The 24,681-nt window shown below is 64.3% G+C and carries 22 protein-coding genes; 16 read left to right on the plus strand and 6 right to left on the minus strand.

What is annotated here, in order from left to right; genetic code table 11:
- Positions 1-50: 50 nt before the first annotated feature.
- The 11 genes from argF (at position 51) to ppnP (ending at position 12,578) form a co-directional block, all read left to right on the plus strand.
- Entirely contained in the window at positions 51-995 is a 945-nt protein-coding gene (gene argF, locus AC1RMD_RS26960) for an ornithine carbamoyltransferase (protein WP_492931209.1), read from the plus strand.
- Positions 996-1,019: 24 nt separating this feature from the next.
- A complete protein-coding gene (locus AC1RMD_RS26965; protein WP_116989397.1) occupies positions 1,020-2,252 on the plus strand; it encodes an argininosuccinate synthase in 1,233 nt (410 codons plus the stop codon).
- A 117-nt stretch (positions 2,253-2,369) separates the two neighbouring features.
- Positions 2,370-3,638 (plus strand): methyl-accepting chemotaxis protein, encoded by a 1,269-nt coding sequence (locus AC1RMD_RS26970; RefSeq protein WP_492931211.1) that lies wholly within the window; start codon positions 2,370-2,372, stop codon positions 3,636-3,638.
- 42 nt (positions 3,639-3,680) lie between these two features.
- A complete protein-coding gene (locus AC1RMD_RS26975; RefSeq protein WP_492931213.1) occupies positions 3,681-5,495 on the plus strand; it encodes a methyl-accepting chemotaxis protein in 1,815 nt (604 codons plus the stop codon).
- 12 nt (positions 5,496-5,507) lie between these two features.
- The gene (locus tag AC1RMD_RS26980; protein WP_492931215.1) at positions 5,508-5,951 is read left to right on the plus strand and encodes a chemotaxis protein CheW; all 444 of its coding nucleotides are present in this window, start codon (positions 5,508-5,510) and stop codon (positions 5,949-5,951) included.
- Complete coding sequence (locus AC1RMD_RS26985; RefSeq protein ID WP_492931217.1) at positions 5,948-7,162, plus strand: CheR family methyltransferase; 1,215 nt, start codon at positions 5,948-5,950, stop codon at positions 7,160-7,162. Before AC1RMD_RS26980 ends, AC1RMD_RS26985 begins: the two co-directional genes overlap by 4 nt.
- Before the next feature lie 12 nt (positions 7,163-7,174).
- Positions 7,175-7,861, plus strand: a complete 687-nt coding sequence (locus AC1RMD_RS26990; protein ID WP_492931219.1) for a chemotaxis protein CheW — start codon at positions 7,175-7,177, stop codon at positions 7,859-7,861.
- Positions 7,858-10,137: a hybrid sensor histidine kinase/response regulator gene (locus AC1RMD_RS26995; RefSeq protein WP_492931221.1), complete on the plus strand. Its 2,280-nt coding sequence runs from the start codon at positions 7,858-7,860 to the stop codon at positions 10,135-10,137. Before AC1RMD_RS26990 ends, AC1RMD_RS26995 begins: the two co-directional genes overlap by 4 nt.
- Positions 10,134-11,177, plus strand: a complete 1,044-nt coding sequence (gene cheB / locus AC1RMD_RS27000) for a chemotaxis-specific protein-glutamate methyltransferase CheB (protein ID WP_492931223.1) — start codon at positions 10,134-10,136, stop codon at positions 11,175-11,177. The genes AC1RMD_RS26995 and cheB overlap by 4 nt, the downstream gene beginning before the upstream one ends.
- A 22-nt stretch (positions 11,178-11,199) precedes the next feature.
- On the plus strand, positions 11,200-12,267 hold the full coding sequence (locus AC1RMD_RS27005) for a diguanylate cyclase (RefSeq protein WP_492931225.1): 1,068 nt from the start codon (positions 11,200-11,202) through the stop codon (positions 12,265-12,267).
- On the plus strand, positions 12,264-12,578 hold the full coding sequence (ppnP, locus tag AC1RMD_RS27010; RefSeq protein ID WP_020705687.1) for a pyrimidine/purine nucleoside phosphorylase: 315 nt from the start codon (positions 12,264-12,266) through the stop codon (positions 12,576-12,578). The genes AC1RMD_RS27005 and ppnP overlap by 4 nt, the downstream gene beginning before the upstream one ends.
- A gap of 33 nt (positions 12,579-12,611) precedes the next feature.
- Here the strand turns inward: ppnP and murB are convergent, their stop codons facing one another.
- Complete coding sequence (gene murB, locus AC1RMD_RS27015) at positions 12,612-13,640, minus strand: UDP-N-acetylmuramate dehydrogenase (RefSeq protein WP_492931227.1); 1,029 nt, start codon at positions 13,638-13,640, stop codon at positions 12,612-12,614.
- A gap of 155 nt (positions 13,641-13,795) precedes the next feature.
- Here murB and AC1RMD_RS27020 point away from each other — a divergent pair, with 155 nt between their 5' ends.
- From AC1RMD_RS27020 to AC1RMD_RS27030, 3 genes are all read left to right on the plus strand, one after another.
- The gene (locus AC1RMD_RS27020; RefSeq protein WP_020705685.1) at positions 13,796-14,281 is read left to right on the plus strand and encodes a YajQ family cyclic di-GMP-binding protein; all 486 of its coding nucleotides are present in this window, start codon (positions 13,796-13,798) and stop codon (positions 14,279-14,281) included.
- 160 nt (positions 14,282-14,441) lie between these two features.
- The gene (locus AC1RMD_RS27025; RefSeq protein ID WP_492931229.1) at positions 14,442-15,698 is read left to right on the plus strand and encodes a nitronate monooxygenase; all 1,257 of its coding nucleotides are present in this window, start codon (positions 14,442-14,444) and stop codon (positions 15,696-15,698) included.
- 90 nt (positions 15,699-15,788) lie between these two features.
- Entirely contained in the window at positions 15,789-17,294 is a 1,506-nt protein-coding gene (locus AC1RMD_RS27030) for a hypothetical protein (RefSeq protein ID WP_492931231.1), read from the plus strand.
- A 55-nt stretch (positions 17,295-17,349) separates the two neighbouring features.
- Here AC1RMD_RS27030 and AC1RMD_RS27035 read toward each other — a convergent pair whose 3' ends face one another.
- Positions 17,350-18,285, minus strand: a complete 936-nt coding sequence (locus AC1RMD_RS27035; protein ID WP_492931233.1) for an exopolyphosphatase — start codon at positions 18,283-18,285, stop codon at positions 17,350-17,352.
- A 255-nt stretch (positions 18,286-18,540) separates the two neighbouring features.
- Between AC1RMD_RS27035 and AC1RMD_RS27040 the strand changes: the two genes are divergently transcribed.
- Entirely contained in the window at positions 18,541-19,245 is a 705-nt protein-coding gene (locus tag AC1RMD_RS27040; RefSeq protein ID WP_492931235.1) for a hypothetical protein, read from the plus strand.
- A 24-nt stretch (positions 19,246-19,269) separates the two neighbouring features.
- Positions 19,270-19,848, plus strand: coding sequence for a C39 family peptidase (locus AC1RMD_RS27045; RefSeq protein ID WP_492931237.1), 579 nt, complete (start codon positions 19,270-19,272; stop codon positions 19,846-19,848).
- On the opposite strand, the gene glcF is transcribed toward AC1RMD_RS27045, so the two are convergent.
- The 4 genes from glcF to AC1RMD_RS27065 all read right to left on the minus strand — a co-directional run bounded on the left by glcF (position 19,845) and on the right by AC1RMD_RS27065 (position 24,640).
- On the minus strand, positions 19,845-21,071 hold the full coding sequence (glcF, locus tag AC1RMD_RS27050) for a glycolate oxidase subunit GlcF (RefSeq protein ID WP_492931239.1): 1,227 nt from the start codon (positions 21,069-21,071) through the stop codon (positions 19,845-19,847). The two genes, AC1RMD_RS27045 and glcF, sit on opposite strands and share 4 nt — an antisense overlap.
- Positions 21,072-21,074: 3 nt before the next feature.
- Complete coding sequence (gene glcE / locus AC1RMD_RS27055) at positions 21,075-22,160, minus strand: glycolate oxidase subunit GlcE (protein ID WP_492931241.1); 1,086 nt, start codon at positions 22,158-22,160, stop codon at positions 21,075-21,077.
- Complete coding sequence (locus AC1RMD_RS27060; protein WP_492931243.1) at positions 22,157-23,647, minus strand: FAD-linked oxidase C-terminal domain-containing protein; 1,491 nt, start codon at positions 23,645-23,647, stop codon at positions 22,157-22,159. Before AC1RMD_RS27060 ends, glcE begins: the two co-directional genes overlap by 4 nt.
- A 93-nt stretch (positions 23,648-23,740) precedes the next feature.
- On the minus strand, positions 23,741-24,640 hold the full coding sequence (locus AC1RMD_RS27065; protein WP_492931245.1) for a LysR substrate-binding domain-containing protein: 900 nt from the start codon (positions 24,638-24,640) through the stop codon (positions 23,741-23,743).
- Positions 24,641-24,681 lie beyond the last annotated feature (41 nt).

Below are 24,681 nucleotides of genomic sequence, written 5' to 3' on the forward strand. Positions count from 1 at the left end.
AGCCGGCCAGGCACCTCGCCCCACGCCCTGCTCTCCTGTCAGTTGTTAATATGTCTATCCAAAAACCGATCAAGCATTACCTGCAGTTTTCCGACTTCACGTTAGACGAGTATGAATACGTCATCGAACGCGCGCACCTGATCAAACGAAAGTTCAAAAACTACGAGATCTACCACCCGCTGATCGACCGCACCCTGGTCATGGTGTTCGAGAAGAACTCGACCCGCACCCGCCTCTCCTTCGAGGCCGGCATGCACCAGCTGGGCGGCGCCGCGATCTACCTGAACACGCGCGACTCGCAGCTGGGCCGCGGCGAACCGGTGGAAGACGCCGGCCAGGTCATGAGCCGCATGTGCGACATCATCATGGTGCGCACCTTCGGCCAGGACATCATCGAGCGTTTCGCCGCCAATTCGCGCGTGCCGGTGATCAACGGCCTGACCAACGAACACCATCCATGCCAGGTGTTCGCCGACATCTTCACCTACTACGAGCACCGCGGACCGATCACCGGCAAGACCGTGGCCTGGGTGGGCGACGCCAACAACATGCTGTACTCCTGGCTGCAGGCGGCCGAAGTCTTCGGCTTCCACGTCAACGTCTCCACGCCCAAGGGCTACGACATGGACATGTCGCTGGTCTCGACCGACCGCTACACCTTCTTCGAGAACCCGTCCGACGCCTGCCAGGGCGCGCACCTGGTCAACACCGACGTCTGGACCAGCATGGGCTACGAGGAAGAAAACGCCGCCCGCCTGAAGGCCTTCGACGGCTGGATCGTCGACAGCGCCAAGATGTCGCGCGCCGCGCCGGACGCGCTGTTCATGCACTGCCTGCCGGCCCACCGCGGCGAGGAAGTCTCGGCCGACGTCATCGACGGCCCGCAGTCGGTGGTCTGGGACGAGGCGGAAAACCGCCTGCACATCCAGAAGGCGCTGATCGAGTACCTGCTGATCGGCCGCGTGAATTCAAGCGCCAGCGCAGACAACACCTAACACTACCCACCAATTGGAACTAGCATGAGCGATATTAAAAAAGTAGTCCTCGCCTACTCGGGCGGCCTCGATACCTCCGTCATCCTCAAATGGCTGCAAGATAACTACCAGTGCGAGATCGTCACCTTCACGGCCGACCTGGGCCAGGGCGAAGAGCTGGAGCCGGCGCGCGCCAAGGCGATCAAGTTCGGCATCAAGCCGGAGAACATCTACATCGACGACGTGCGCGAAGAATTCGTGCGCGACTTCGTGTTCCCCATGTTCCGCGCCAACACCGTGTACGAGGGCGAATACCTGCTGGGCACCTCGATCGCGCGTCCGCTGATCGCCAAGCGCCTGATCGAGATCGCCAACGAGACCGGCGCCGACGCCATCTCGCACGGCGCCACCGGCAAGGGCAACGACCAGGTGCGCTTCGAACTGGGCGCCTACGCGCTCAAGCCGGGCGTGAAGATCATCGCGCCATGGCGCGAATGGGACCTGCTGTCGCGCGAAAAACTGCTGAAGTACGCGGAAGACGCCGGCATCGACATCGACATGAAGCACAAGAACGGCGGCGCGCCCTACTCGATGGACGCCAACCTGCTGCACATCTCCTTCGAAGGCCGCCACCTGGAAAACCCGAGCGCCGAAGCCGAGGAAACCATGTGGCGCTGGAGCGTCAGCCCCGAGGCGGCGCCGGACCAGCCGGAATACCTGGACATCGAATACGAAAAAGGCGACATCGTCGCCCTGAACGGCGTGCGCATGTCGCCGGCCACCGTGCTGACCGAACTCAATCGCCTGGGCGGCAAGCATGGCATCGGCCGCCTGGACCTGGTGGAAAACCGCTACGTCGGCATGAAGTCGCGCGGCTGCTACGAAACCCCTGGCGGCACCATCATGCTCAAGGCGCACCGCGCCATCGAATCGATCACGCTGGACCGCGAAGTGGCCCACCTGAAGGACGACCTGATGCCGCGCTACGCGTCGATGATCTACAACGGCTACTGGTGGGCGCCGGAGCGCGTCGCCATCCAGACCCTGATCGACCACACGCAAGCGACCGTCAACGGCTGGGTGCGCGTCAAGCTGTACAAGGGCAATGTGATCGTCGTCTCGCGCGATTCCAAGACCGACTCGCTGTTCGACATGACCATCGCCACCTTCGACGAAGACGGCGGCGCCTACAACCAGGCCGACGCCGGCGGCTTCATCAAGCTGAACGCGCTGCGCATGCGCATCGCCGCCAACGCGCGCCTGAAGCGCGGCCAGTAAGCACGACTTGTAGCAGCCAAGGGATCGCCAACTTAACCGGCGGTCCTTTTTTTTGTCCTCCACGACGGACGACAAAATGATACATTGCATCCACAGCTGGCCTTTCGTGGAGCGCATATGTTAAAAAATCTGGGTATCAAGACGAAACTCACCGCCGGCTTCGGCGCAGTGCTGCGCGTGGCCGACCGCACCTCGATCGCGGTGCTGGAACTGCAGTCGGCGGAACGCGGCTATGTGCTCAGCGGCGACGACCAGCTGCTCTCCGCCTGCGCCGATGCCGAGGCCAGTCTGGAACGCCGTCTTCAAAAACTGCTGACGCCATTGAACAACCTGACGCACGCGGTGGGCCGCATCGCCGGCGGCGAACCGTCGGCACGGGCGGCGGTCCTGTCGGCCGATGAACTGGGCCGGGTGACGACGGAGTTCAACCGCATGGCGCAGTCCATCCAGGACAACCAGGCCAACGAGCTGGCCGCCACCAACCGGCTCAAGTCCAAGGTCGACTCCCTGCTCGGCGTGGTCTCCAAGGCCGCCGCCGGCGATTTGACCGCCAAGATCGAGGTGGCCGGCAGCGACGCCATCGGCCAGCTGGCGCATGGCCTGGACCGCATGTTCGAGAACCTGCGCGCGCTGCTCAACAACGTGCAGAAGGCCGGCATCCTGGTCACCACCTCGGCCACCGAGATCGCCGCATCGGCCAGGCAGCAGCAGGCCACCGGCATCGAGCAGGCGCAGACCAGCGTCGAGATCCTCAGCACCACCAAGGAAATCTCCGCCAACACCTCGCAGCTGTTGAAAACCATGGAGGACGCCACCGATTCGATCAACGCCAAGCTGGCCGCCCTGTCGGAAAAGGCTTCCAACATCAACAGCGTTCTGATCACCATCACCAAGGTGGCCGACCAGACCAACATCCTCTCGCTCAACGCCGCCATCGAAGCCGAGAAGGCCGGCGAGGCCGGACGCGGCTTCTCGGTGGTGGCCACCGAAATCCGCCGCCTGGCCGACCAGACCTCGGTGTCCACCTGGGACATCGAGCAGATGCTCAAGGAGATGCAGTCGGCGGTGTCGGCCAGCGTGATGGGCATGGACAAATTCTCCGAAGAGATCCGCCGCAGCGTGGGCGAGGTGCGTCAGGTGACCGACCAGCTGTCCGGCGTGATGGGCCAGGTGCAGAAACTGGCGCCGCAATTCGACGCCGTGCTGCAGGGGACGCAGTCGCAGGCGGTCGGCGCGCAGCAGATCTCGGAGACCATGGTGCAACTGAGCGAGGCCACCCGGCAAACGGTGGGATCGCTCAAGGCCACCAGCGAAACGGTGCACCAGTTGCAGTACGCGGCGGGAGACTTGCAAAACAGCGTCGCCAACTTTTCCGTGGCGGCTTGAGCGTGGGACAATGCCGCGACAATCGCGGCGCCTGGAGAGAAAATGTATAAAGATTTGAGCATCAAGAGCAAGCTGTATCTGAGTTTTGGCGCCATCCTCGCCATCATCCTGCTGCTGTTATCGATCGCTTACAACCGGTTCAACAGCCTGTCCGACGCCAACAGGTTGGACCGGCATACGATGGAAGTGATCCAGTCCATCGACCAGCTGAGCAACGACATGGTGCAAGTGCAGGTGGAAGCGCGCGGCTACTACCTGACCGGTGATCCGGTCCGCGCCGATCGCACCCACAAAGAACTGGCGGACCTTCCCGGCTCGCTCCAGGCGATGCAAAAACTGACCAGCGACAATGCGATCCAGGTCGAGCGCCTCAAAAAGGTGGAAGGCATGATCGCCCGGTGGATCAAGGAAGTCATCGAGGCGCAGCTGGCCGAACGCAAGGAACTGGGCGACAAGCCGGGAGCCGCCGACATCATGGGTCATACCGGGTCTCTGTCGAACGGCAATGTCGCGATCTCCGACATTTACAAACTGCTGGGCCAGGCGAAGAAGGAGGAACGCGCGCTGCTGGAGGAGCGCTCCGAGGCCTCGAACCGCTTGCAGGAAACCATGCGCCAGGTGTTGAGCGCCGGCGGCTTGGCCTGCGTGCTACTGTCGGCGATGATCGCATGGTTGCTGGGACGCTCGCTGCTGACGCCATTGAACAACCTCACGCACGCGGTGGGCCGCATCGCCGCCGGCGAGCAGTCCGCGCGGGCGGCGGTGCTGTCGGCCGATGAACTGGGCCTGGTGACGAAGGAGTTCAACCGCATGGCCCAATCGATCCAGGACAACCAGGCCAACGAGCTGGCCGCCACCAACCTGCTCAAGTCCAAGGTCGACTCCCTGCTCGGCGTGGTCTCCAAGGCCGCCGCCGGCGATTTGACCGGCAAGATCGAGGTGGCCGGCAGCGACGCCATCGGCCAGCTGGCGCATGGCCTGGACCGCATGTTCGAGAACCTGCGCGCGCTGCTCAACAACGTGCAGAAGGCCGGCATCCAGGTCACCACCTCGGCCACCGAGATCGCCGCCTCGGCCAGGCAGCAAGAGGCGACCGGCATCGAGCAGGCCCAGACCAGCGTCGAGATCCTCAGCACCACCAAGGAAATCTCCGCCAACACCTCGCAGCTGCTCAAGACCATGGAGGACGCCACCGCGGTGGCCGACTACACCACCAGCGCCACCGCCGACGCCCAGACCAACCTGCGCCGCATGGACAGCACCATGCAGCACATGGTCACCGCCACCGATTCGATCAACGCCAAGCTGGCCGCCCTGTCGGAAAAGGCTTCCAACATCAACAGCGTTTTGATCACCATCACCAAGGTGGCCGACCAGACCAACATCCTCTCGCTCAACGCCGCCATCGAAGCCGAGAAGGCCGGCGAGGCCGGACGCGGTTTCTCGGTGGTGGCCACCGAAATCCGCCGCCTGGCCGACCAGACCTCGGTCTCCACCTGGGACATCGAGCAGATGCTCAAGGAGATGCAGTCGGCGGTGTCGGCCAGCGTGATGGGCATGGACAAATTCTCCGAAGAGATCCGCCGCAGCGTGGGCGAGGTGCGCCAGGTGACCGACCAACTGTCGGGGGTGATGGACCAGGTGCAGAAACTGGCGCCGCAGTTCGACGCCGTGCTGCAGGGGATGCAGTCGCAGGCGGTCGGCGCGCAGCAGATTTCGGAAACCATGATGCAGCTCAACGACGCCACCCAGCAGACGGTGGAGTCGCTCAAGGCCACCAGCGAAGCGGTGCACCAGCTGCAGTACGCGGCGGGAGATTTGCAAACCAGCGTCGCCAACTTCGCCGTCGCGGCCTGACCGGAGCGTGCGATGAAACTGCTGATTTTCCACATCGGCGCCGACCGCTACGGCCTGCGCCTGCGCGACGTGGTGCGCGTGCTGCCGCTGCTGGAACTGAAGCACCTGCCGCTGGCGCCGGACGCCGTCGCCGGCCTGATGGACTTCCACGGCCAGTCGGTGCCGGTGATCGACTTGTGCCGCGCCAGCGGCATGGCCAGCGGCGCCGACCATTTCGACACCCGCATCATCGTGGTGGATTACCACACGCCGGAAGGCACGGACCATCTGCTCGGCCTGCGCGCGGAGCGTGTGCTGGGCGTGCAGGAGGTGGCCGAGGCGCAGCTGGCCAACAGCGGCGTGCTGGCGGCGCCCTTCCTCGGCCAGGTCGCCAGCGATGCGGCGGGCATGCTGCAACTGGTGGAACTTGAACAACTGCTGCCAGCATCGCTGCGCGCGATGCTGTTCCAGACATGACACCAGCCCAATCCATGCTGCACGAGGCGACCGGCCTGACGCTGTCCAGGTCCGCGGTCGAGCGCGCCATCCGGCACCGCATGGAGCAAAACCCCGCCGCCAACCAGGACGCCTACCTGGACCGGATGACGCCCGAGGAACTGACCGCGCTGGTGGAACTGGTGGTGGTGCCGGAGTCGTGGTTCTACCGCGATCCGCAAGCCTTCCAGGCGGCGCTCGAATTTATCCGCGCGCGCCTGGCCGCCAACGCCAACCACATGGTGCGCATCCTGTCGGTCCCCTGCGCCGGCGGCGAAGAGCCGTACACGATGGCGATGGTGCTGGCCGATGCCGGCGTGCCGCGCGCCAGCTACATCATCGACGCCTTCGACATCAGCCCCGGCTGCGTGGAGCGCGCCAAGAGCGGCGTCTACGGCCGCAACGCCTTCCGCAGCCAGGACCTGGGCTTCCGCGACCGCCACTTCGGCAGCGACGGCGAAGACTATCGCATCAGCGACGCCTTGCGCCAGCAGGTGCGCTTCAAACAGGGCAACCTGCTGGAGTTCGACCTGGGCGCGCGCACCGGACACTACGACGTGATCTTTTGCCGCAATCTGCTGATCTACTTCGACAAAACCACCACCAAGACGGCCATCGCCAAGCTGGAAGCCTTGCTGGGCGAAAGCGGCCTGCTGTTCGCCGGCTACGCCGAGGTGCCGTCGTTCTGCCAGCATGGTTTTACGCCGCTCCAGTATCCGCAGGCTTTCGGCCTGAGGAAGGAAGCCGCGCGGCCGGCGCCCGCCGTCAAGCCGGCGACCAAGCCGGCGCCGCGCACCGCGCGCCGTGCCGCTCCACCGGCCGTCTGCGCGCCTTCGTTGGCGCCTGTGCCCGTTCCGGCGCCTGCGACGCCGGCCGCCATCGACCTGCTGGCCGAGGCGCGCCGGCTGGCCGACCTGGGCCTACTGAAGGAAGCCGAAAACACCAGCCGCGACCACCTGGCGCAGGCGCCCGATTCGGCGGAAGCCTATTTCATCCTCGGCCTGGTCAACGAGCTGACGAACAAGCGCCAGCTCGCGGAAGACTACTGGAAGCGCTGCATCTACCTGCAACCGGACCACTACGAAGCGCTGTGCCACCTGGCCCTGCTGGCCGAGACCAACAACGACCCCGACGCCGCCACCGCGCTGAAAGCCCGCGCCGCGCGCATCTACAAACGCCAGCAAGGATCTTAAGGGCGACCGACCATGAACACCACCACCTCCCCTATCGCCATCGCCAGCATCGACGACTGCTGGAACCGCATCGGCGTTGTCGGCGACCAAAGCTGCGAGAAGCTGGAGCAGGCGGTCCATTGCCGCAACTGCGAAGTGTACGCGGCGGCCGCTCAGCGCAACCTGCAGCGCGCCGTCGGCGACGACTACAAAAAGGACTGGGCCGTCCACTTCCGCCAGGCCGCCGCCGGCACGCAGCAACTGGACGCCTCCTGCCTGGTGTTCCGCATCGGCCGCGAATGGCTGTCGCTGCCGACCAGGATGTTCGTCGCGGTGGCGCAGCAGGCCAAGCCGCACCGCCTGCCGCACCGCGCGGAACGCGGCTTGAGCGGCATCGTCAACGTCGGCGGCACGCTGTATCCGTGCATGTCGCTGGCGGCGCTGCTGGGCATCGACGAAAACGAGGGCGAGGCCGCCACCAACCGCCACACCTTTGCGCGCCTGCTGCTGACGCAGTGGGAGGACCAGGCCTATGCGCTGCCGGTGGCCGACCTGCACGGCATACTGCGCTACGCCAGCGCCTCGGTACAGGCGCCGGCCGCCACCATCAACAAAGGCCTGTCGCGCTTCCTGTCGGGCGTGATAGCGCATGAAGACATGCATATCGGCGTGCTCGATTCCGCGCTGATCGGCTACCAACTTGCGAGGGTACTGCGATGAGCCAGAGCGGCGACAACACCGGCAACGGCGACCTGAGCCAGTTTTCCATGCTCGACCTGTTCCGCATGGAGGCCGAAAGCCAGACCCAGATCCTGACCGACGGCCTGCTGGCCATGGAGCGCCTGAAGGACGACGCCGGCGCCATCGAATCGATGATGCGCGCGGCGCACTCGATCAAGGGCGCGGCCGCCATCGTCGGCCTGGAAGTGGTGGTGCAGCTGGCGCATGGCATGGAGGACGCATTCATCGCCGCCCAGCACGGCAAACTGGCGCTCTCGCCCAACCGCGTCGACGTGCTGCTGGCGGGAGTCGACCTGATCCTCCAGCTGTCGCGCCTGCAGGACAGCGGAGTCGACGCCTGGCTGTCCGCCAACGCCGCGTTGATCAAGCAGACGCTGGACGCCATCGCCAGCATCGCCTTCCTGCCCGAGCCGGTGAACCTGCGGGCGCAAGCCGGCCTGCCGCCCGCCGGCGCGTCCAGCGAGCCCGCCGCGCCGGCCGCCGTCGCCGAGGAAGCGCCGGCTATCGCGCCGCGCACGCCGGCGGCGCTGAAAGCCGCGCAGAACTTCGACCGGCTGCTGTCGCTGGCCAGCGAGTCGCGCATCAACGCACACCAGATGCATCCCTTCATCCAGGACATGCAGCGCTTCAAGCGCAACCAGAGCAGCCTGTTCGCGCTGGTCGAGCAACTGCACGAGGCGATCGCCAACAGCAGCGACGCCGCCCTGAAAGAGAAGTCGCTGCTGGCGCTGCAAAAGACCCACCCGCTCAAGCAGTTCGTGCTGGAGCACATCGCCGATATCGAGGCCTACGAGCGCCGCCTGCTGGCCGTTTCGCAAAGCATGGTGGACGAGGTGCTGACGCTGCGCATGCGCCCCTTCCGCGACGGCGTGCAGGCCTTCCCGCGCATGGTGCGCGACCTGGCCCGCGGCATGGGCAAGGACGTGCAGCTGCAGATCGTCGGCGAGGATACGCTGGTCGACCGCGACATCCTGGCCAGGATCGAAAGTCCGCTCAACCACATACTGCGCAACGCCGTCGACCACGGTATGGATGCCCCGGACGGCCGCGGCGCCGCCGGCAAGCCCGGCACCGGCGCCATCGTGCTGGAGGCGAAGCACCGCGCCGGCATGCTCAGCATCGAGATCAGCGACGACGGCCGTGGCGTGGACCTGGAAAAAATCCGCACTCGCGTGGTGGAACGCAAGATGGCCAGCCCGCAGATGGCGGCCTCGCTGTCGCCGGCCGAGCTGCTGGAGTTCCTGTTCCTGCCGGCCTTCAGCCTGAAGGAAAACACCACCGAGATTTCCGGGCGCGGCGTCGGTCTGGACATCGTGCACGAAACCATACGCTCGCAGAACGGCACCGTGCGCATCGAATCGGAACTGGGCGCCGGCTTCCGCACCTACATCACGCTGCCGCTGACGCAATCGATCGTGCGCGCGCTGGTGGTGGACATCAAGGGCGAGGCCTACGCCGTACCCATCGTGCAGGTCGAGCGCGTGGTCAAGGTGGCGCAGGCGGCCATCCACACGCTCGAGAGCAAGCAGTTCTTCGATCTGGGCGGCGAGCACCTGGGCCTGGTCTCGGCGGCGCAGGTGCTGGAACTGGGCGACACCGACGCCAGCAGCGACGAGCTGGCGGTGGTGGTCATCGGCACCGGCGCGCGCCGCTACGCGCTGGTGGTGGAAGCGATACGCGGCGAACAAAGCCTGGCGGTGCAGGCGCTCGACCCGATCTTCGGCAAGATGCGCGACATCTCCTCCGCCGCCCTGCTCGACGACGGCGAGCCGGTGCTGATCCTCGACGTGCCCGACCTGCTGCTCTCGATCGACAAGCTGCTGCACGAAGGCGGCCTGCATCAACTGGCCAAGTCCGACCAGGCCGAGCGCCGCAAGACCAAGCGCATACTGGTGGTGGACGATTCGCTCACGGTGCGCGAGATGGAGCGCAAACTGCTGCTCGGCCGCGGCTTCCTGGTCGATATCGCGATCGACGGCATCGACGGCTGGAACGTGGTGCGCAGCGGCGACTACGACCTGGTGATCACCGACGTCGACATGCCGCGCATGGACGGCATCGAACTGGTCACCCTGATCAAAAAGGACATCCACCTGCATAAACTGCCAGTCATGATAGTCTCTTACAAGGACCGTCCGGAAGACCGCGCGCGCGGGCTGTCGGCCGGCGCCGACTACTACCTGACCAAGGGCAGCTTCCACGACGAGACGCTGCTCGACGCCGTCAACGATCTGATAGGAGATGCCCGCAGGTGAAAATCGCCATCGCCAACGATGTCGCCATGGCGGCCGAAGCGCTGCGGCGGGTGGTCGCCAGCACGGCGGAGCACCAGGTGCTGTGGATCGCCCGCACTGGTGCGGAGGCGGTGCGCATGTGCGCGGACAACCGTCCCGACCTGATCCTGATGGACCTGAACATGCCGGAGCTGGACGGCGTCGAGGCGACCCGGCAGATCATGGAGCAAAGCCCATGCGCCATCCTGGTGGTGACCGGGCGGCCGCAGGACAACGTCAACCAGGTGTTCCGGGCGCTGGGCGCCGGCGCGCTGGACGTGACGGCGACCCCGGTACTGCAAGGCAAACCGGGCGGCGATGCCGAACTGCTGGCCAAGATCCGCACCATGGACAAGCTGATACGCCACAGCGGCGGCAGCCAGGCGATGATGCCGAAAACGGCGGCCTATGCCAACGGCAACGGCGCCGAGGGGCAGGAGGCGATGGCGCGCGTCACCTCGCTGCTGGCGATCGGCGCCTCCACCGGCGGACCGATGGCGGTGTCCAAGATGCTGGCGGGATGGAAGCCGCCGCGCGGCTGCGCGGTGGTGGTGGTGCAGCATATCGACCAGCACTTCGCCGACAATTTCGCCCGCTGGCTGGGCGAACAGCTGGAGATGCCGGTGCGCGCCATCGAGGAAGGCGACGAACTGGTGGCCGGCACCGTCCTGATCGCCAAGAGCAACGACCACTTAACGCTGGATCAAAACTATCGCTTGCGTTACGATGCAAACCCGAAGGACTACGCCTACCGTCCTTCGGTCGACGTGTTTTTCCACTGCGTGGCGCAGCACTGGAAGGGCGAAGCGGTCGGCGTGCTGCTGACCGGCATGGGCCGCGACGGCGCCGATGGCTTGCTGGCCATGCGCCGCGCCGGCCATGTCACCATCGCCCAGGACCAGGCCAGCAGCGCCGTCTACGGCATGCCGCGCGCCGCCGCCGAGCTGGATGCGGCGCAGATGATTTTACCGCTGGCGAAGATCGGCCCAGTCTTGCGCAGCACCCTGGGCGGCCGCAGCTGATTGACCTTTAAAGAGAACACCGATGTCCGAAGTACTTGCAACCGCAGCAGATCCGGAACATACGCTGACCGCCTTCAAGGTCAGGGTATTGCTGGTGGACGACCAGTTGATCATCGTCGAGGCGGTGCGCCGCATGTTGAGCGACCAGGCCGATATCGAATTCCACTACGTGACCGACGCCCCCCTGGCCCTGGAAAGCGCGCGGCAGTTGCAACCCACCGTGATCCTGCAGGACCTGGTGATGCCGGCCATCGACGGCTTCGGCTTGATCCAGCTGTATCGGGAATGCGAAGAGCTGCGCAACGTGCCGGTGATCGTGCTCTCGGCCAAGGAAGACCCCAAGCTCAAGGCGCACAGCTTCGCCACCGGCGCCAACGACTACATGGTCAAGCTGCCCGACAAGCTGGAGCTGCTGGCGCGCGTGCGCTACCACTCCGGCGCCCACATCAACCGGCTGCAACGCGACCAGGCCTTCCGCTTCCTGCGCGAGAGCCAGAAGCAGCTGGCCGACGCCAACATCGAACTGCGCAAGCTGGCCGCGCTCGACGGCCTGACCGGCATCGCCAACCGCCGCCACTTCGACGACAGCATGCAGCTCGAATGGCAGCGCGGCCAGCGCGACAAGCAGCCTTTGACGCTGCTGCTGTGCGACGTGGATTCTTTCAAGCTGTACAACGACAGCTTCGGCCACCTGGCGGGCGATTTGTGCCTGAAAAAAGTGGCCGCCGTATTGACCGAACACCTCAAGCGACCGGCCGACCTGGCCGCGCGCTACGGCGGCGAGGAATTCGCCATTATCCTGCCGGATACACCACTGACTGGGGCACTGATCGTGGCCGAGTCGTGCCGCCGCCATTTGGAGCAGCTAGCCATCGAGAATCCGCAGGCGCATGCCGGCTTCACCACCTTGACCATGTCGGTAGGCGTGGCCAGCGTGGTGCCGTCGCCCGCCTCCAGCATCGAGCAGCTGATCCAGCAAGCCGACCAGGCCCTGTATGCCGCCAAGCACGCCGGCCGCAACCGCGTGGTGAACGCGCACGACCTGCCTGGTCTCCCCTCCGTATCGAACCAAGGAAAAACAGCAGCATGAGTGCTCAATTTGATCAAGTCAGCGTCGTCAAGAAATCGAATATCTACTTCGACGGCAAATGCGTTTCGCACAATGTGATCTTCGCCGACGGCAGCAAGAAAAGCGTCGGCGTCATCTTCCCTTCCAGCCTGACCTTCAACACCGGCGCGCCGGAAACGATGGAGATCATCGGCGGCGTGTGCAAGGTGCGCCTGGCCGGCGCCAGCGAATGGCAGACCTACGCCGCGGGCCAGGAATTCAAAGTGGGCGGCAATTCGAGCTTTGACATCGAGACCGTCGAGACGGTCGATTACGTCTGCCACTTCGGCTAAAGTTGTGCAAGGCGGGCCGCGAGCCCGCCTTTTCTAAATGAACACCGGCTCCGGTTCCAACAGCACGCCATAGCGCGCCTGCACGTCGGCCTGGATCGCGCGCGCCAGCGCCACCACATCGGCGCCTTGCGCGCCGCCGTTGTTGACCAGCACCAGCGCCTGTTTCGGGTACACGCCCGCCGCGCCCAGGTTGCGCCCCTTCCATCCGCATTGATCGATCAGCCACCCCGCCGCCAGCTTCTCGCTGCCATCCGGCTGCGCGTGGTGCACCAGCGTGGGGAAGCGCTCCAGCAACGCCGCGCATTGCGCGCCCGTCACCACCGGGTTCTTGAAGAAACTGCCCGCGTTGCCGATCACCGCGGGATCGGGCAGCTTGCGGCGGCGGATCGCGATCACCGTGTCGGCCACCTGTTGCGCGCTCGGCGCGGCCAGGCCCTGCTCCGCCACCGCCTGCGCCAGTTCGGCGTAGCGCAGGTTGGGTTGCCACTGCTTCGGCAGCGCGAAGCAGACGTCGAGGATGATCAGGTGGCGGCCGCCGTCCTGCTTGAAGATGCTGTCGCGATAGCCGAAGCGGCAGGCGGCGGCATCCATCGTGCGGGTGCTGCCGTTCGACGGATCGAACACCGTCACGCTGTGGAATACATCCTTGGTTTCCAGGCCGTAGGCGCCGATGTTCTGGATCGGCGCCGCCCCCACCGTGCCCGGTATCAGCGACAGGTTTTCCAGCCCGCCCACGCCCTGCGCCAGCGTCCATTGCACGAACTCGTGCCAGTTCTCGCCGGCCGCCGCGCGCACATGGTGGTGGCGCTCATCGCCGGCCAGCACTGCGCGGCCCTGCAATGCGATGTGCAAAACCAGTCCGGCAAAGTCTCCGGTCAACAGCACATTGCTGCCGCCGCCCAATACCAGCTTGGGCGCGGCAAGCCAGGCCGCATCGGCAAAAACGCCGAGCAGCTGCTCAGTTTTCGTCACGCGCAAATACGCGTGCGCGGTCGCAGCAATGCCGAATGTATTAAGAGACTGGAGTGGGAACTGGTATTGAATGGCTGACTGTGGATGCATGGAGGAAAAACCTGGGAAATTTCATCGATTATAGAGCGAAACAAGCAAAAAACCAGCGCCGATATGGCGGCATCGGGCCGGTTGTCCGTTAAAATGTCAGTCTTTGATGCAGCGGGTCTGATACACGCTGCATGCCACACGAAAAGGAAATAGTTATGCCGTCGTTTGATGTAGTCTCCGAAGCCGATATGATCGAAGTAAAGAATGCCGTCGAGCAATCTCAGAAAGAAATCGCCACCCGTTTTGACTTCAAGGGCACCGGCGCCTCCGTCGAGCACAAGGAAAACGAATTGACCGTCGTCGCCGACTCCGAATTCCAGCTGCAGCAGGTACGTGACGTGTTGACCAACAAGCTGTCCAAGCGCAAGGTTGACGTGCGCTTCCTGGAAGACGGCGACATCAAGAAAATTGGCGGCGACAAGGTCAAGCAAGTGATCAAGATCAAAAACGGCATCGAATCCGACGACGCCAAGAAGATCGTGCGCGTCATCAAGGATAGCAAGATGAAAGTGCAAGCGAGCATCCAGGGCGAAGCCGTGCGCGTCACCGGCGCCAAGCGCGACGACCTGCAAGCGGCCATGGCCATGCTGCGCAAGGACGTGCCGGAGATGCCGCTGGAATTCAACAACTTCCGCGACTGAGCCGTTCGCGCGACGCCCGCCGCGGCGTCACAATGCTGTAGTACACATGGAGTAGAATCGAACCGGGCTCCATGCAAGGTGTGTACTACCGCGCGACCGCATATTACGCATAGCGCCGGGCTTTGTTCCCGGCAACCACTACGGTAGTCTAAGGATAGCAATGAAACGTGTTGATGATTTCCGCCTGCGCTTTGGCAAAAACGAGTACGTTCCCATCATGGTCGGCGGAATGGGCGTGGATATTTCGACGTCCGAGCTGGCGCTGGAAGCAGCCCGCCTGGGCGGCATCGGCCATATCTCGGACGCCATGGTGGAAGACGTGTCGGACCGCAAGTTCGACACCAGCTTCGTCAAGGACAAGACCAAGCTCTACAAGTTCAATATCAACAACATGGACAAGTCCGTGGTGCAGTTCGACCTGGAACGCCTGGCCGACGCGCAGCGCCGCCACATCGGCGCCACCATGGCGGCCAAGCAAGGCCCCGGCCTGATCTTCGTCAACTGCATGGAAAAGCTGACCATGAACGGCCCGCGCGAAACCCTGCGCACCCGCCTCAACGCGGCGCTGGACGCCGGCATCGACGGCATCACGCTGTCGGCCGGCCTGCACTTCGGCTCGTTCGCGCTGATGGCCGAGCACCCGCGTTTCCGCGAAGCCAAGCTGGGCATCATCGTCTCGTCGGTGCGCGCGCTGCAGATCTTCCTGCGCAAGAACGCCAAGCTGGACCGCCTGCCGGACTACATCATCGTCGAAGGCCCGCTGGCCGGCGGCCACCTGGGCTTCGGCATGGACTGGGCCGAGTACGACCTGATGACCATCACCCAGGAACTGCTGGACTACCTGAAGGCGGAGAATCTCGAGATCCCGCTGATCGCGGCCGGCGGCATCTTCACCGGCAGCGACGCGGTACGCTTCATGGAAGCGGGCGCGGCGGGCGTGCAGGTGGCGACCCGCTTCACCGTGACCAACGAATGCGGCCTGCCGGCCAAGGTCAAGCAGGAATACTTCAAGGCGTCGGAAGAGGACATCATCGTCAATGGCGTGTCGCCGACCGGCTACCCGATGCGCATGCTCAAGAACACGCCGGCGATCGGCGCCGGCATCCGTCCGGGTTGCGAGTCGTATGGCTATCTGCTGGACGCGACCGGCAACTGCGCCTACATCAATTCCTACAACCGCGAAGTGGCGGCGCATCCGGACGAGAAGAACATCGTGGTGATGGACAAGACCTGCCTGTGCACCCACATGCGCAACTTCAACTGCTGGACCTGCGGCCACTATACCTATCGCCTGAAGGACACCTCGCACAAGAAGGCCAGCGGCGAATACCAGCTGCTCACCGCCGAGCACGTGTTCAAGGACTACCAGTTCAGCGTGGACAACCAGATCGCCCTGCCTGAAAAAGAAGCAGAATAAAAAAACGCTGCGTGGCTTAGCGACGATCTTGAGCGTCGCTAAGCGCACACGGCGTTTTTCCTTCCCGGCATAGCATTATGATTGATAATATTGAAAGTATTTTTATCAATCATTCCGGGAAAATATCCAATGCAATCACCTCTACGCATCAAAGCGCTATGTTTGGCTGCGGCTGCCGCCTTGACTGGCTGCGGCGGCAGCAATGAAACCGATAACGCCACCACCAGATTAAAAGGCGGCGGCAAGGCCGTCAGCCTCCAGTCCGTCCCCAAGCCGACGCTGGAAGTGTTTCAGCAGGTGGCCGACGACGGCAATGCGGGCTCACCGATTTACAACGAATGGGGCCGCAACCAGACCCGCATTACCCGCCACAACGATGGCACGCTGCGCGTACTTTATCTGCCCCGCTCCACCGACGGTATCGTGCACTGGCGTCTGATGAAGCGACCGGCCGGCACTACTGCTTGGCAAGAGGAAAAGACCGGGGAGTCGACCGACGACGTGATGCTGATGCGCGATCCAGTCACCGACCTCGCTTATGTCATAGCCTTCCCTGGCTCGGCCCCCACAGCCTATGCGTCGCCCGGCTTCACGCCATCGGCGATTGGCAGCGGCTGGCAAGTGCTCACCGGCCGCCACTATGCGGGCGCCGGCATCGGCCCCGACGGACGCCTGTGCCTGAAAGCGTCTCTTGAATCCGATACGCTGCACACGGAAACACACTACATCTGCGGCAAGTACGATGGTGTATCCGCCTGGACATGGGGCACGAAAGTAAAGAGGTCCATCGGGGAACGGCATGCTTACGATTATCTATTCCCCGGCGGCTATGGCGATCCGACCCGCCTGATCGCCAGCTCGCAAAGCGATATCCTCAAGAGCGCCTCCATTTATAAGGATCTGGGTGGCGCCGCGTATGTATTCAACGGCGCCCGGCAATACCAAACCGGGATCGACAGCGATGCCCAATGGTTCGAGAATGAGCTATTCGGACCATATCAGCCGGTCCCCGTTCAGGCACCAACCGTTCAGCTACCATCCCCTCCACCTCCGTCCGCTCCGGTTGCGCGTCAACTGGACAGCTTCATCGACAGTCGTGGACGCATGTTCTCGAGTTACTATGTTGAATCATCTTCAGAAATCAGAGGATTCTATCTGGCAGTAAGCAACTCCAACCGAGATGCGCTATACAACGCTCGCTGGACTCAATTGCCGCAATATGGCGAGTTGCGCATCGTTGAAGACAGCAGCCACAGGTTATGGCTACTTTGGAGCGCGTCGGTGAACAGCGGAAACTTCATCCTGTACCCGATCAGTGAAAACCCGTCCACCCATGCGTTCAGCCTGGGAACCGGTACGGATCTGAGCGGAGGACTGCAACGGAACTGGCTGCTGGGCACGGTTCTGGCCGTACCGCGTGGCGGTCAGGTGATCGATCCGACACCGGGCGCCGAAGTCATCGAGAAGAATGTGATAGACGGAATATTGGTGGCTTGTCCAAATCCGTACAAAGTACCGAATACAGGTAATGTCTGCGATCCCGACAGTACCAGCAAACAGCGCATCTTCCATTTCAGAATACGCCTGCCGGATTAACCGGGCGATAAAAAAACCGCCATGTCGGCTTGCCGCTGACATGGCGTTTTTTTCATCAACCCTCCGAATTTATTCGGGCGATCAGCGCGTCCAATACCTCTTCCGAACGCTCGTTGTCGACCTGGCAGGTGCCGGCGTTCTCATGCCCGCCGCCGCCGTATTCCAGCATCAGCGCGCCGATATTGGTGTTCGACGTGCGGTTCAGGATCGACTTGCCGGTGGCGAACACGGTGTTCTGGTTCTTCAAGCCCCACAGCACGTGGATCGAGATATTCGTCTGCGGATACATCGCGTAGATGATGAAGCGGTTGCCGGCGTAGATGATCTCTTCGTCGCGCAGATCCAGCACCACCAGGTTCTTGTGCACCGTCGCACAGCGGCGGATCTGCTCCTTGCACTTCTCGGCATGCTCGAAGTACAGGTCCTTGCGCTCCCTCACGTCCGGCAAGGCCATGATCTCGGCGATCGTGTGGTTCTTGCAGTAATCGATCAAGTCCATCATCAGGTTGTAGTTCGAGATGCGGAACTCGCGGAAGCGGCCCAGCCCGGTACGCGCGTCCATCAGGAAGTTCAGCAGATCCCAGCCTTCGGGATTGAGCACCTCCTGCTCGTTGAAGCGGGCCGCGTCGCCCTTGTCCACCGCCACCATCATGTCCTGCCAGGAGGCCGGGAACGCTTTCTCGGCGCCGTAGTAGTCGTACACCACCCGCGCCGCCGACGGCGCCTCGGGATGGATCACGTGGTTCTTGCGCTCGCCGGTGTTGCGGATGGTTTCCGACAGGTGGTGGTCGAAAGCGATATGCACGCCCGGCACGAACGGCAGATTGGTGGTGATGTCGTTGTCGCTGATGGCGATCTTGCCGTCCTGCATATCCTTCGGATGCACAAACAGGATCTCATCGATCATGTCCAGGTGTTTCAACAGGACTGCGCACACCAAACCGTCGAAGTCGCTGCGCGTTACCAGACGGTATTTTTTTGCTTCTGACATGAATGCACCTCGGTGGAATGAACAAGACGATGGGCTTAATAATACAACCCAATTCTGCACGTGGACAGCAATTGTGATGACACGTTGCAATACGTCACGTCTTTTGAATGTTAAAAAACGGAAAAGCCGCCGGCTGTCTGTCTCAATTATACAAAATCGACAAACTTGCATTTTGGATTACCTAGAATGGCTGCGCTGCCCCCCACCCGCCGGCAGCGCCCCACCTTATTCCATCCGCAAGAGGAGACCGCTACCATGCCGCGTATTTCAACCTTACTTGGACTGGCCGTCGCAGGCTGCCTGAGCCTGCCCTGCCCCGCGCTGTACGCGCAAACCGCGCCGCTCAACGCCTCGCCGCAAGCGCAACTCGACGGCGCCGCCAACGCCGCCCGGCGCGACTTCACCCAGTTCGTTCAATACCAGGTGCAGCACCACGCCGGCAGCGCGCCGCAAGGCTTCCCGCTGGAAGTGGCCGACGTGCAGGACCTGAAGGACGCCCGCATCGCTTACGGTTTCCCAGTCTACACCGTCGATCCGGCCGAGCTGCTGGCCGGCCGCCGCGAGATGAAGGCGATGGCCAGGCCGACCGGCATCTGGCGCTTCGTCATCACCCTCAACGAGCAGCCGATCGGCCTGGCCACGGTCGAGCAGATCAACGGCAAGTGGGAAACGGTGGCCTATGGCGCATCCGTGCTGGCCAAGGACCTGGACGCGGCAATGGCCGCCTACGCCAACGCGGAACGCTCGAATGTGCGCGTGCTGCGCATCTACCAGGCCCAGTCCGATTTCCTGGAAGTGCGCTCCGCCCAGAACGGCGCGGTGCGCTTTGCGCCCTTGCATTCGGCGCGCCAGTCGCTGCTGCTGCAGCACAAAGGCGCCGGCGACGGCTTGCTGGAGGCGAGCGAGCTGCTGGAGCCGCTGCGCGTGGCAGTCAAAAAAAATCTGGACAGTACGCGCTGAGCCGCGTGAGACAAGGAGAACCACATGAAAAAATTGAACAGCCTGATCTTGAGCGCCGGCCTGCTGGCCGCGCTGCCGTCCGCCTTCGCGCAATGGAAAACCCTGAACGTGCCGCTGGTCACGCAGGAGCATAGCCAGTGGTGCTGGGCCGGCTCCAGCAAGGCGGTACTGAACTTCTACGGAAAAACCCCCAGCCAGTGCCAGATCGTCAATTGGGCCTTCGGCCTGAACTACGCCTGCGGCAATTCGACCTTCAACTGGAACAGCTACGCCAACCAGCCCAACAGCATGTACGGCAGCAATGGCAGCGTGCAAAACATCCTGAAGGCCTGGGGCGTGACCAACACCGCCTACAACTCGGCCTCGTCCTGGAACAGCGTGGTGTCCGACATCAACGCCAACCGGCCGTTCGTGATCCGCTACGGCTGGAGCGGCGGCGGCGGCCACATCATGGTGGGACGCGGCTATGAAACCGTCAACGGCGTCAACTACGTGTACATCATGAACCCGTGGCCGGGCGAAGGCCAGACCTACCGCACCTACAGCTCGGCGGTGTATGCGTCCGACCACCAATGGACGCATACCCAGCGCATGAACAACTAGGCGAGCATCTGGTCGATCAATTCGATCCAGTGCCCCACCGGCATCGGCGTCCCCGATTGCAAATGGCTTTGGCAGCCGATATTGGCGGACACGATGCGGGACGCGCCGGTGGCCTGTAAACTGGACAGCTTGCGGTCGCGCAGCTGCTGCGACAGCTCCGGCTGCAGCAGCGAGTACGTGCCGGCCGAGCCGCAGCACAAATGACTGTCGGCGCACAGGCGCACGTCGACGCCGGCGGCACGTAGCAGCTCTTCGACCTTGCCGCGTATGCGCTGCGCATGCTGCAGCGTGCATGGCGGATGAAACGCCACCGGCTCGGCCGGTGGCCGCTGCTTCAGCAACGCCAGCAAGCCGTCCTGCTCGTCGCACAGGATCTCGCTGATGTCGCGCGTCAGTTCCGAGACCCGCCGCGCCTTGCCTGCATACACAGGATCGTCCCGCAGCAGATGGCCGTATTCCTTGACCGTGGCGCCGCAGCCGGATGCGGTCATGACGATCGCTTCCGCGCCCGCTTCCAGCAGCGGCCACCACGCATCGATATTGCGCCGCATGTCATCCAGCCCACCGTCGTGGTCGGCCAGGTGGTAGCGTAGCGCGCCGCAGCAGCCGGCGCGCGGCGCCACCACCAGTTCCACATCCAGCGCCGCCAGGATGCGCGCGGCGGCGCTGTTGATATTCGGCGCCATCTCCGGCTGCACGCAACCGTCCAGCAGCAGCATCTTGCGCGACTGTCCGCCCGCCGGCCAAGCACCGGCCGCCGGCAGCGGCTGCACCTTTTCCCGCAGCGCCGCCGGCAGCAGCGGACGCATCATGCGCCCCAGCTTCATCGCCGGCCGGAACAGCCAGGCGCGCGGCAGCGCCTCCTTCAGCAACAGGCGCTGATAACGCTGGCGCGCCGGCCGGCCCACCTGCTGCTCCACCACCTTGCGGCCGATGTCGAGCAGGCGCCCATACTGCACGCCGGACGGACAAGTGCTCTCGCAGTTGCGGCAGCTCAGGCAGCGGTCCAGGTGCAGCTGCGTGCGCTCCGTGGCCGCCTGCCCTTCCAGCACCTGCTTGATCAGGTAGATGCGGCCGCGCGGCCCATCGAGCTCGTCGCCCAGCAACTGGTAGGTGGGACAGGTCGCGGTGCAGAAGCCGCAATGCACGCAGGCGCGCAGGATCGCTTCGGCCTCGTCGCCGTCGGCGGTGTTCTTGAATTGTTCTGCCAGATTGGTTTGCATGATTTACAGGTCCCGGTACATGCGGCCGGGATTGAAAATGCCGGCCGGGTCGAACTGCTGTTTGAGTGTGCGATGGATCGCCTGCACGGCCGGCGCCAGCGGCTGGAACACGCCATGCCGCTTGTCGCCGCCGCGGAACATGGTGGCGTGGCCGCCCAGCTCCGCCACCTTCGCGCGCAGCGCGATCGGATCGGCCGCGCTGCGCAGCCAGCGCTGCGCGCCGCCCCATTCGATCAGCTGCATGCCGTCGTCCAATGCGGACAGCGACCGCGCCGGCGTCGTCGACGGCAGCGACAGCCGCCACAGCGGCGGCTCCGAGCCATCGAACCAGGCATGCCGGTGCTCGCGCAAATCGCTCCACCAAAGCGCGGCCGCTTCCGGCTCCAGCGTTTCGCCGCCGATATGCAGCGCGGCCGCCGCCACCGCCGCCCGCGCGCCGGACAGGCGCAACGTCAACCCGCCGTCGTGCCATGCGGACGCCGACAGCGGCAGCGGCTGTCCCGCCCATTGGTTCAGGCGCAGCAAGGCCTCCTCCTGCCCCAATTCCAGCCGCAGCGTGGCTTCCGCCGTCGGCCGTGGCAGCACCTTCAGCGACACTTCCAGCACCAGTCCCAGCATGCCCAGCGATCCGGCCAACAGGCGCGAAACATCGTAGCCGGCGACGTTCTTCATCACCTGTCCGCCAAAGCGCAGCAGGTCGCCGCGGCCATCCATCAGCACCACGCCGAGCACGAAATCGCGCACCGCGCCGACGCTCTGGCGGCGCGGACCGGAAAGCCCTGCGGCCAGCATGCCGCCCACGGTGGCGCCGGGACCGAAATGGGGCGGCTCGAACGCCAGCATCTGTCCCTGCAACGCAAGCTCCCGTTCCAGCTCGCGCAGCGGCGTGCCGCAGCGCGCCGTCACCACCAGCTCGGTCGGCTCATAGGCGACGATACCCTGGTAGGCGGATGTCTCCAGCACCTCGCCTTGCGGCGTTTGCCCATACCAGTTCTTGCTGTCGCCGCCGCGCACGCGCAGCGGCGTGCGCGCCGCGCCGGCGGCCACGATGCGGTCGCGGAACTGGTTCACTATCGATTCCATCGTCATGCCCCCACCTGTTTGACAAACTTGAACACGCCGCCGCGCGCCTGCCGCTTGCCGTATGCGGCGCAGCGATCCAGCGTGGGTATGGCTTTGTTCGGATTGAGCAGGAACGCGCCATCGAAGGCGCGCTTCACGCCGATAAAGGCGGCCACCTCGTTCACCGTGAACTGCCCGCACATGGCGTCGATCTTCTCGATGCCGACGCCATGTTCGCCGGTGATGGTGCCGCCCACTTCCACGCACAGTGCCAGGATCGCCTCGCCGAAGCGTTCGGCGCGGTCGAATTCGCCGGGCTGGTTGGCGTCGAACATGATCAGCGGATGCAGGTTGCCGTCGCCGGCGTGAAACACGTTGGCGCAACGCAGGCCGTAGGTCTGTTCCATGGCGGCGATGCCCTGCAGGACTTCGGCCAGGCGCTTGCGCGGGATGGTGCCGTCCATGCAGTAGTAGTCGGGCGAGAGGCGCCCCGCAGCCGGAAACGCGTTCTTGCGGCCGGACCAGAAGCGCATGCGCTCGGCCTCGCTGCGCGACACCGCGATGGCGCTGGCGCCGGCGCGCAGCAGCACCTCGCTCATGCGCTCGATCTCCTCCTCCACCTCTTCGGGCATGCCGTCCGATTCGCACAGCAGGATGGCGGCGGCGTCGGTGTCGTAGCCGGCCTTGACGAAGGGCTCGACCATGCGCACGCTGGTGCGGTCCATCATTTCCAGCCCGGCCGGGATGATGCCGGCGGCGATCACCTCCGCCACCGCATCGCCGCCGGTGACCACATCGTCGAACGAGGCCATGATGACGCGCGCAAGCGGTGGTTTCGGAATCAGGCGCACCGTCACTTCGGTGACCACGCCCAGCATGCCCTCGGAACCGATGAACACCGCCAGCAAATCGAGCCCCGGCGCATCCAGCGCGGCGCCACCCAGTTCGATAATCTCGCCATTTATCGACACCATCCGCACCCGCATCACGTTGTGCAGGGTCAGGCCGTACTTGAGGCAATGCACGCCACCCGAGTTCTCGGCCACGTTGCCGGCGATGGTGCAGGCGATCTGCGACGACGGATCCGGCGCGTAGTACAGCGCATGCGCTGCGGCGGCCTCGGAGATCGCCAGGTTGCGCACGCCGGGCTGCACGCGCGCCGTGCGCGCCAGCGGATCGAGCGCCAGGATGCGGCTCATTTTCGCGGTCGAGATGACGATGCCGTCGGCTATCGGCATCGCACCGCCGGACAGGCCGGTGCCGGCGCCACGCGGCACGATCGGCACCCGCAGCTCGCAGCACGCCTTCAGCAGCCCGATCAATTGCGCCTCCGTCTCGGGCAGCGCCACGGCCAGCGGCAGCTGCCGGTAGGCGGTCAGGCCGTCGCATTCATAGGGTCGGGTGTCTTCCTGCTCGGATAGCAGGCAATGCGGCGGAAGCAGGCCGCGCAGCGCGGCCAGTATGGCCTGCTTGCGGTCGTGCGGCAGCGGCGGTGGTGCGAGCGGCGCGTTCATGGGTGGCCTTGGATGCGATGGAATGGCGTCCAGTGTAGCGGCCTGCGGCGCGCTCCAGCGGTGAAAAGAATTAACCGCTGGAGTGCAGATTTTTCATGCGTCGCGTTCGCGGTCCGGATAGGCGGCCATCAGCCAGTCGATGAACAGCGTCACCTCCGGCCGGCTGCGGGCGCTCTGCTCGTACACGACGTAATAGGCGTGCGGCGGCGATGCCAGGCGCACGTCGAACAGCTGCACCACTTCGCCGCTGGCGATCATGTCCTGGGCGAAGTGCTGTCGCGTCAATCCAACGCCATGGCCATGGCGCACCGCCTCCAGCAACAGGCCCAGGTCGTCGACGCGCAGCGCGTCGACCGGTTCCGGCCAATCCAGGCCGGCCTGCTCGAACCACGGCTTCCACTGCTCCAGCGCGGAGCGCAGCAAGGTGGCTTTCTTCAGATCGACCGGCGTCTCCAGGCCGCCGATCCGCTCCAGGTATGCGGGGCTGGCGACGGCGAACGCCGGCTCGCCGAACAAGCGCGTGGTCACCATGTCGGGATATTTTCCGGCGCCGAAACGCACCTCCAGATCCGTCTCGTTCAGGCACAGGTCATACAGCGGCACCGACAGGAAGACTTCGACCACTATCCCGGGATGGACCGCGGTGAACTCCGCCAGGCGCGGCATCAGCAGGTAGCGCGCGAAGGTCGGCGGCACCGTGATCTTGACGCGCGGCTGAGCTGGCGCGCTGCGATGCGGAAGCGGGAAATCGGTCAGCGTGCGCAGCGCCTGGCATACCACGTCCAGGTAGCTGCGGCCGAACGGCGACAGCGTCAGCGAACGACCTTCGCGCACGAACAAGCGGTCGCCGACAAACTCCTCCAACAGGCGAATGCGATGCGACAACGCCGACGGCGTAATGCACAGCTGCTGCGCGGCGACCGCAAATGAACCGGCACGCGCCGCCGCCTCGAAGGCGGACAGCGCGTGCACTGGGGGGAAACGTCTGGGCATGGTTATGCGCCTTTCACAAACCCTCGGCAGGGCTGGGAGAA

The sequence above is a fragment of the Duganella sp. GW822-FHT06D06 genome, from assembly GCF_058799615.1.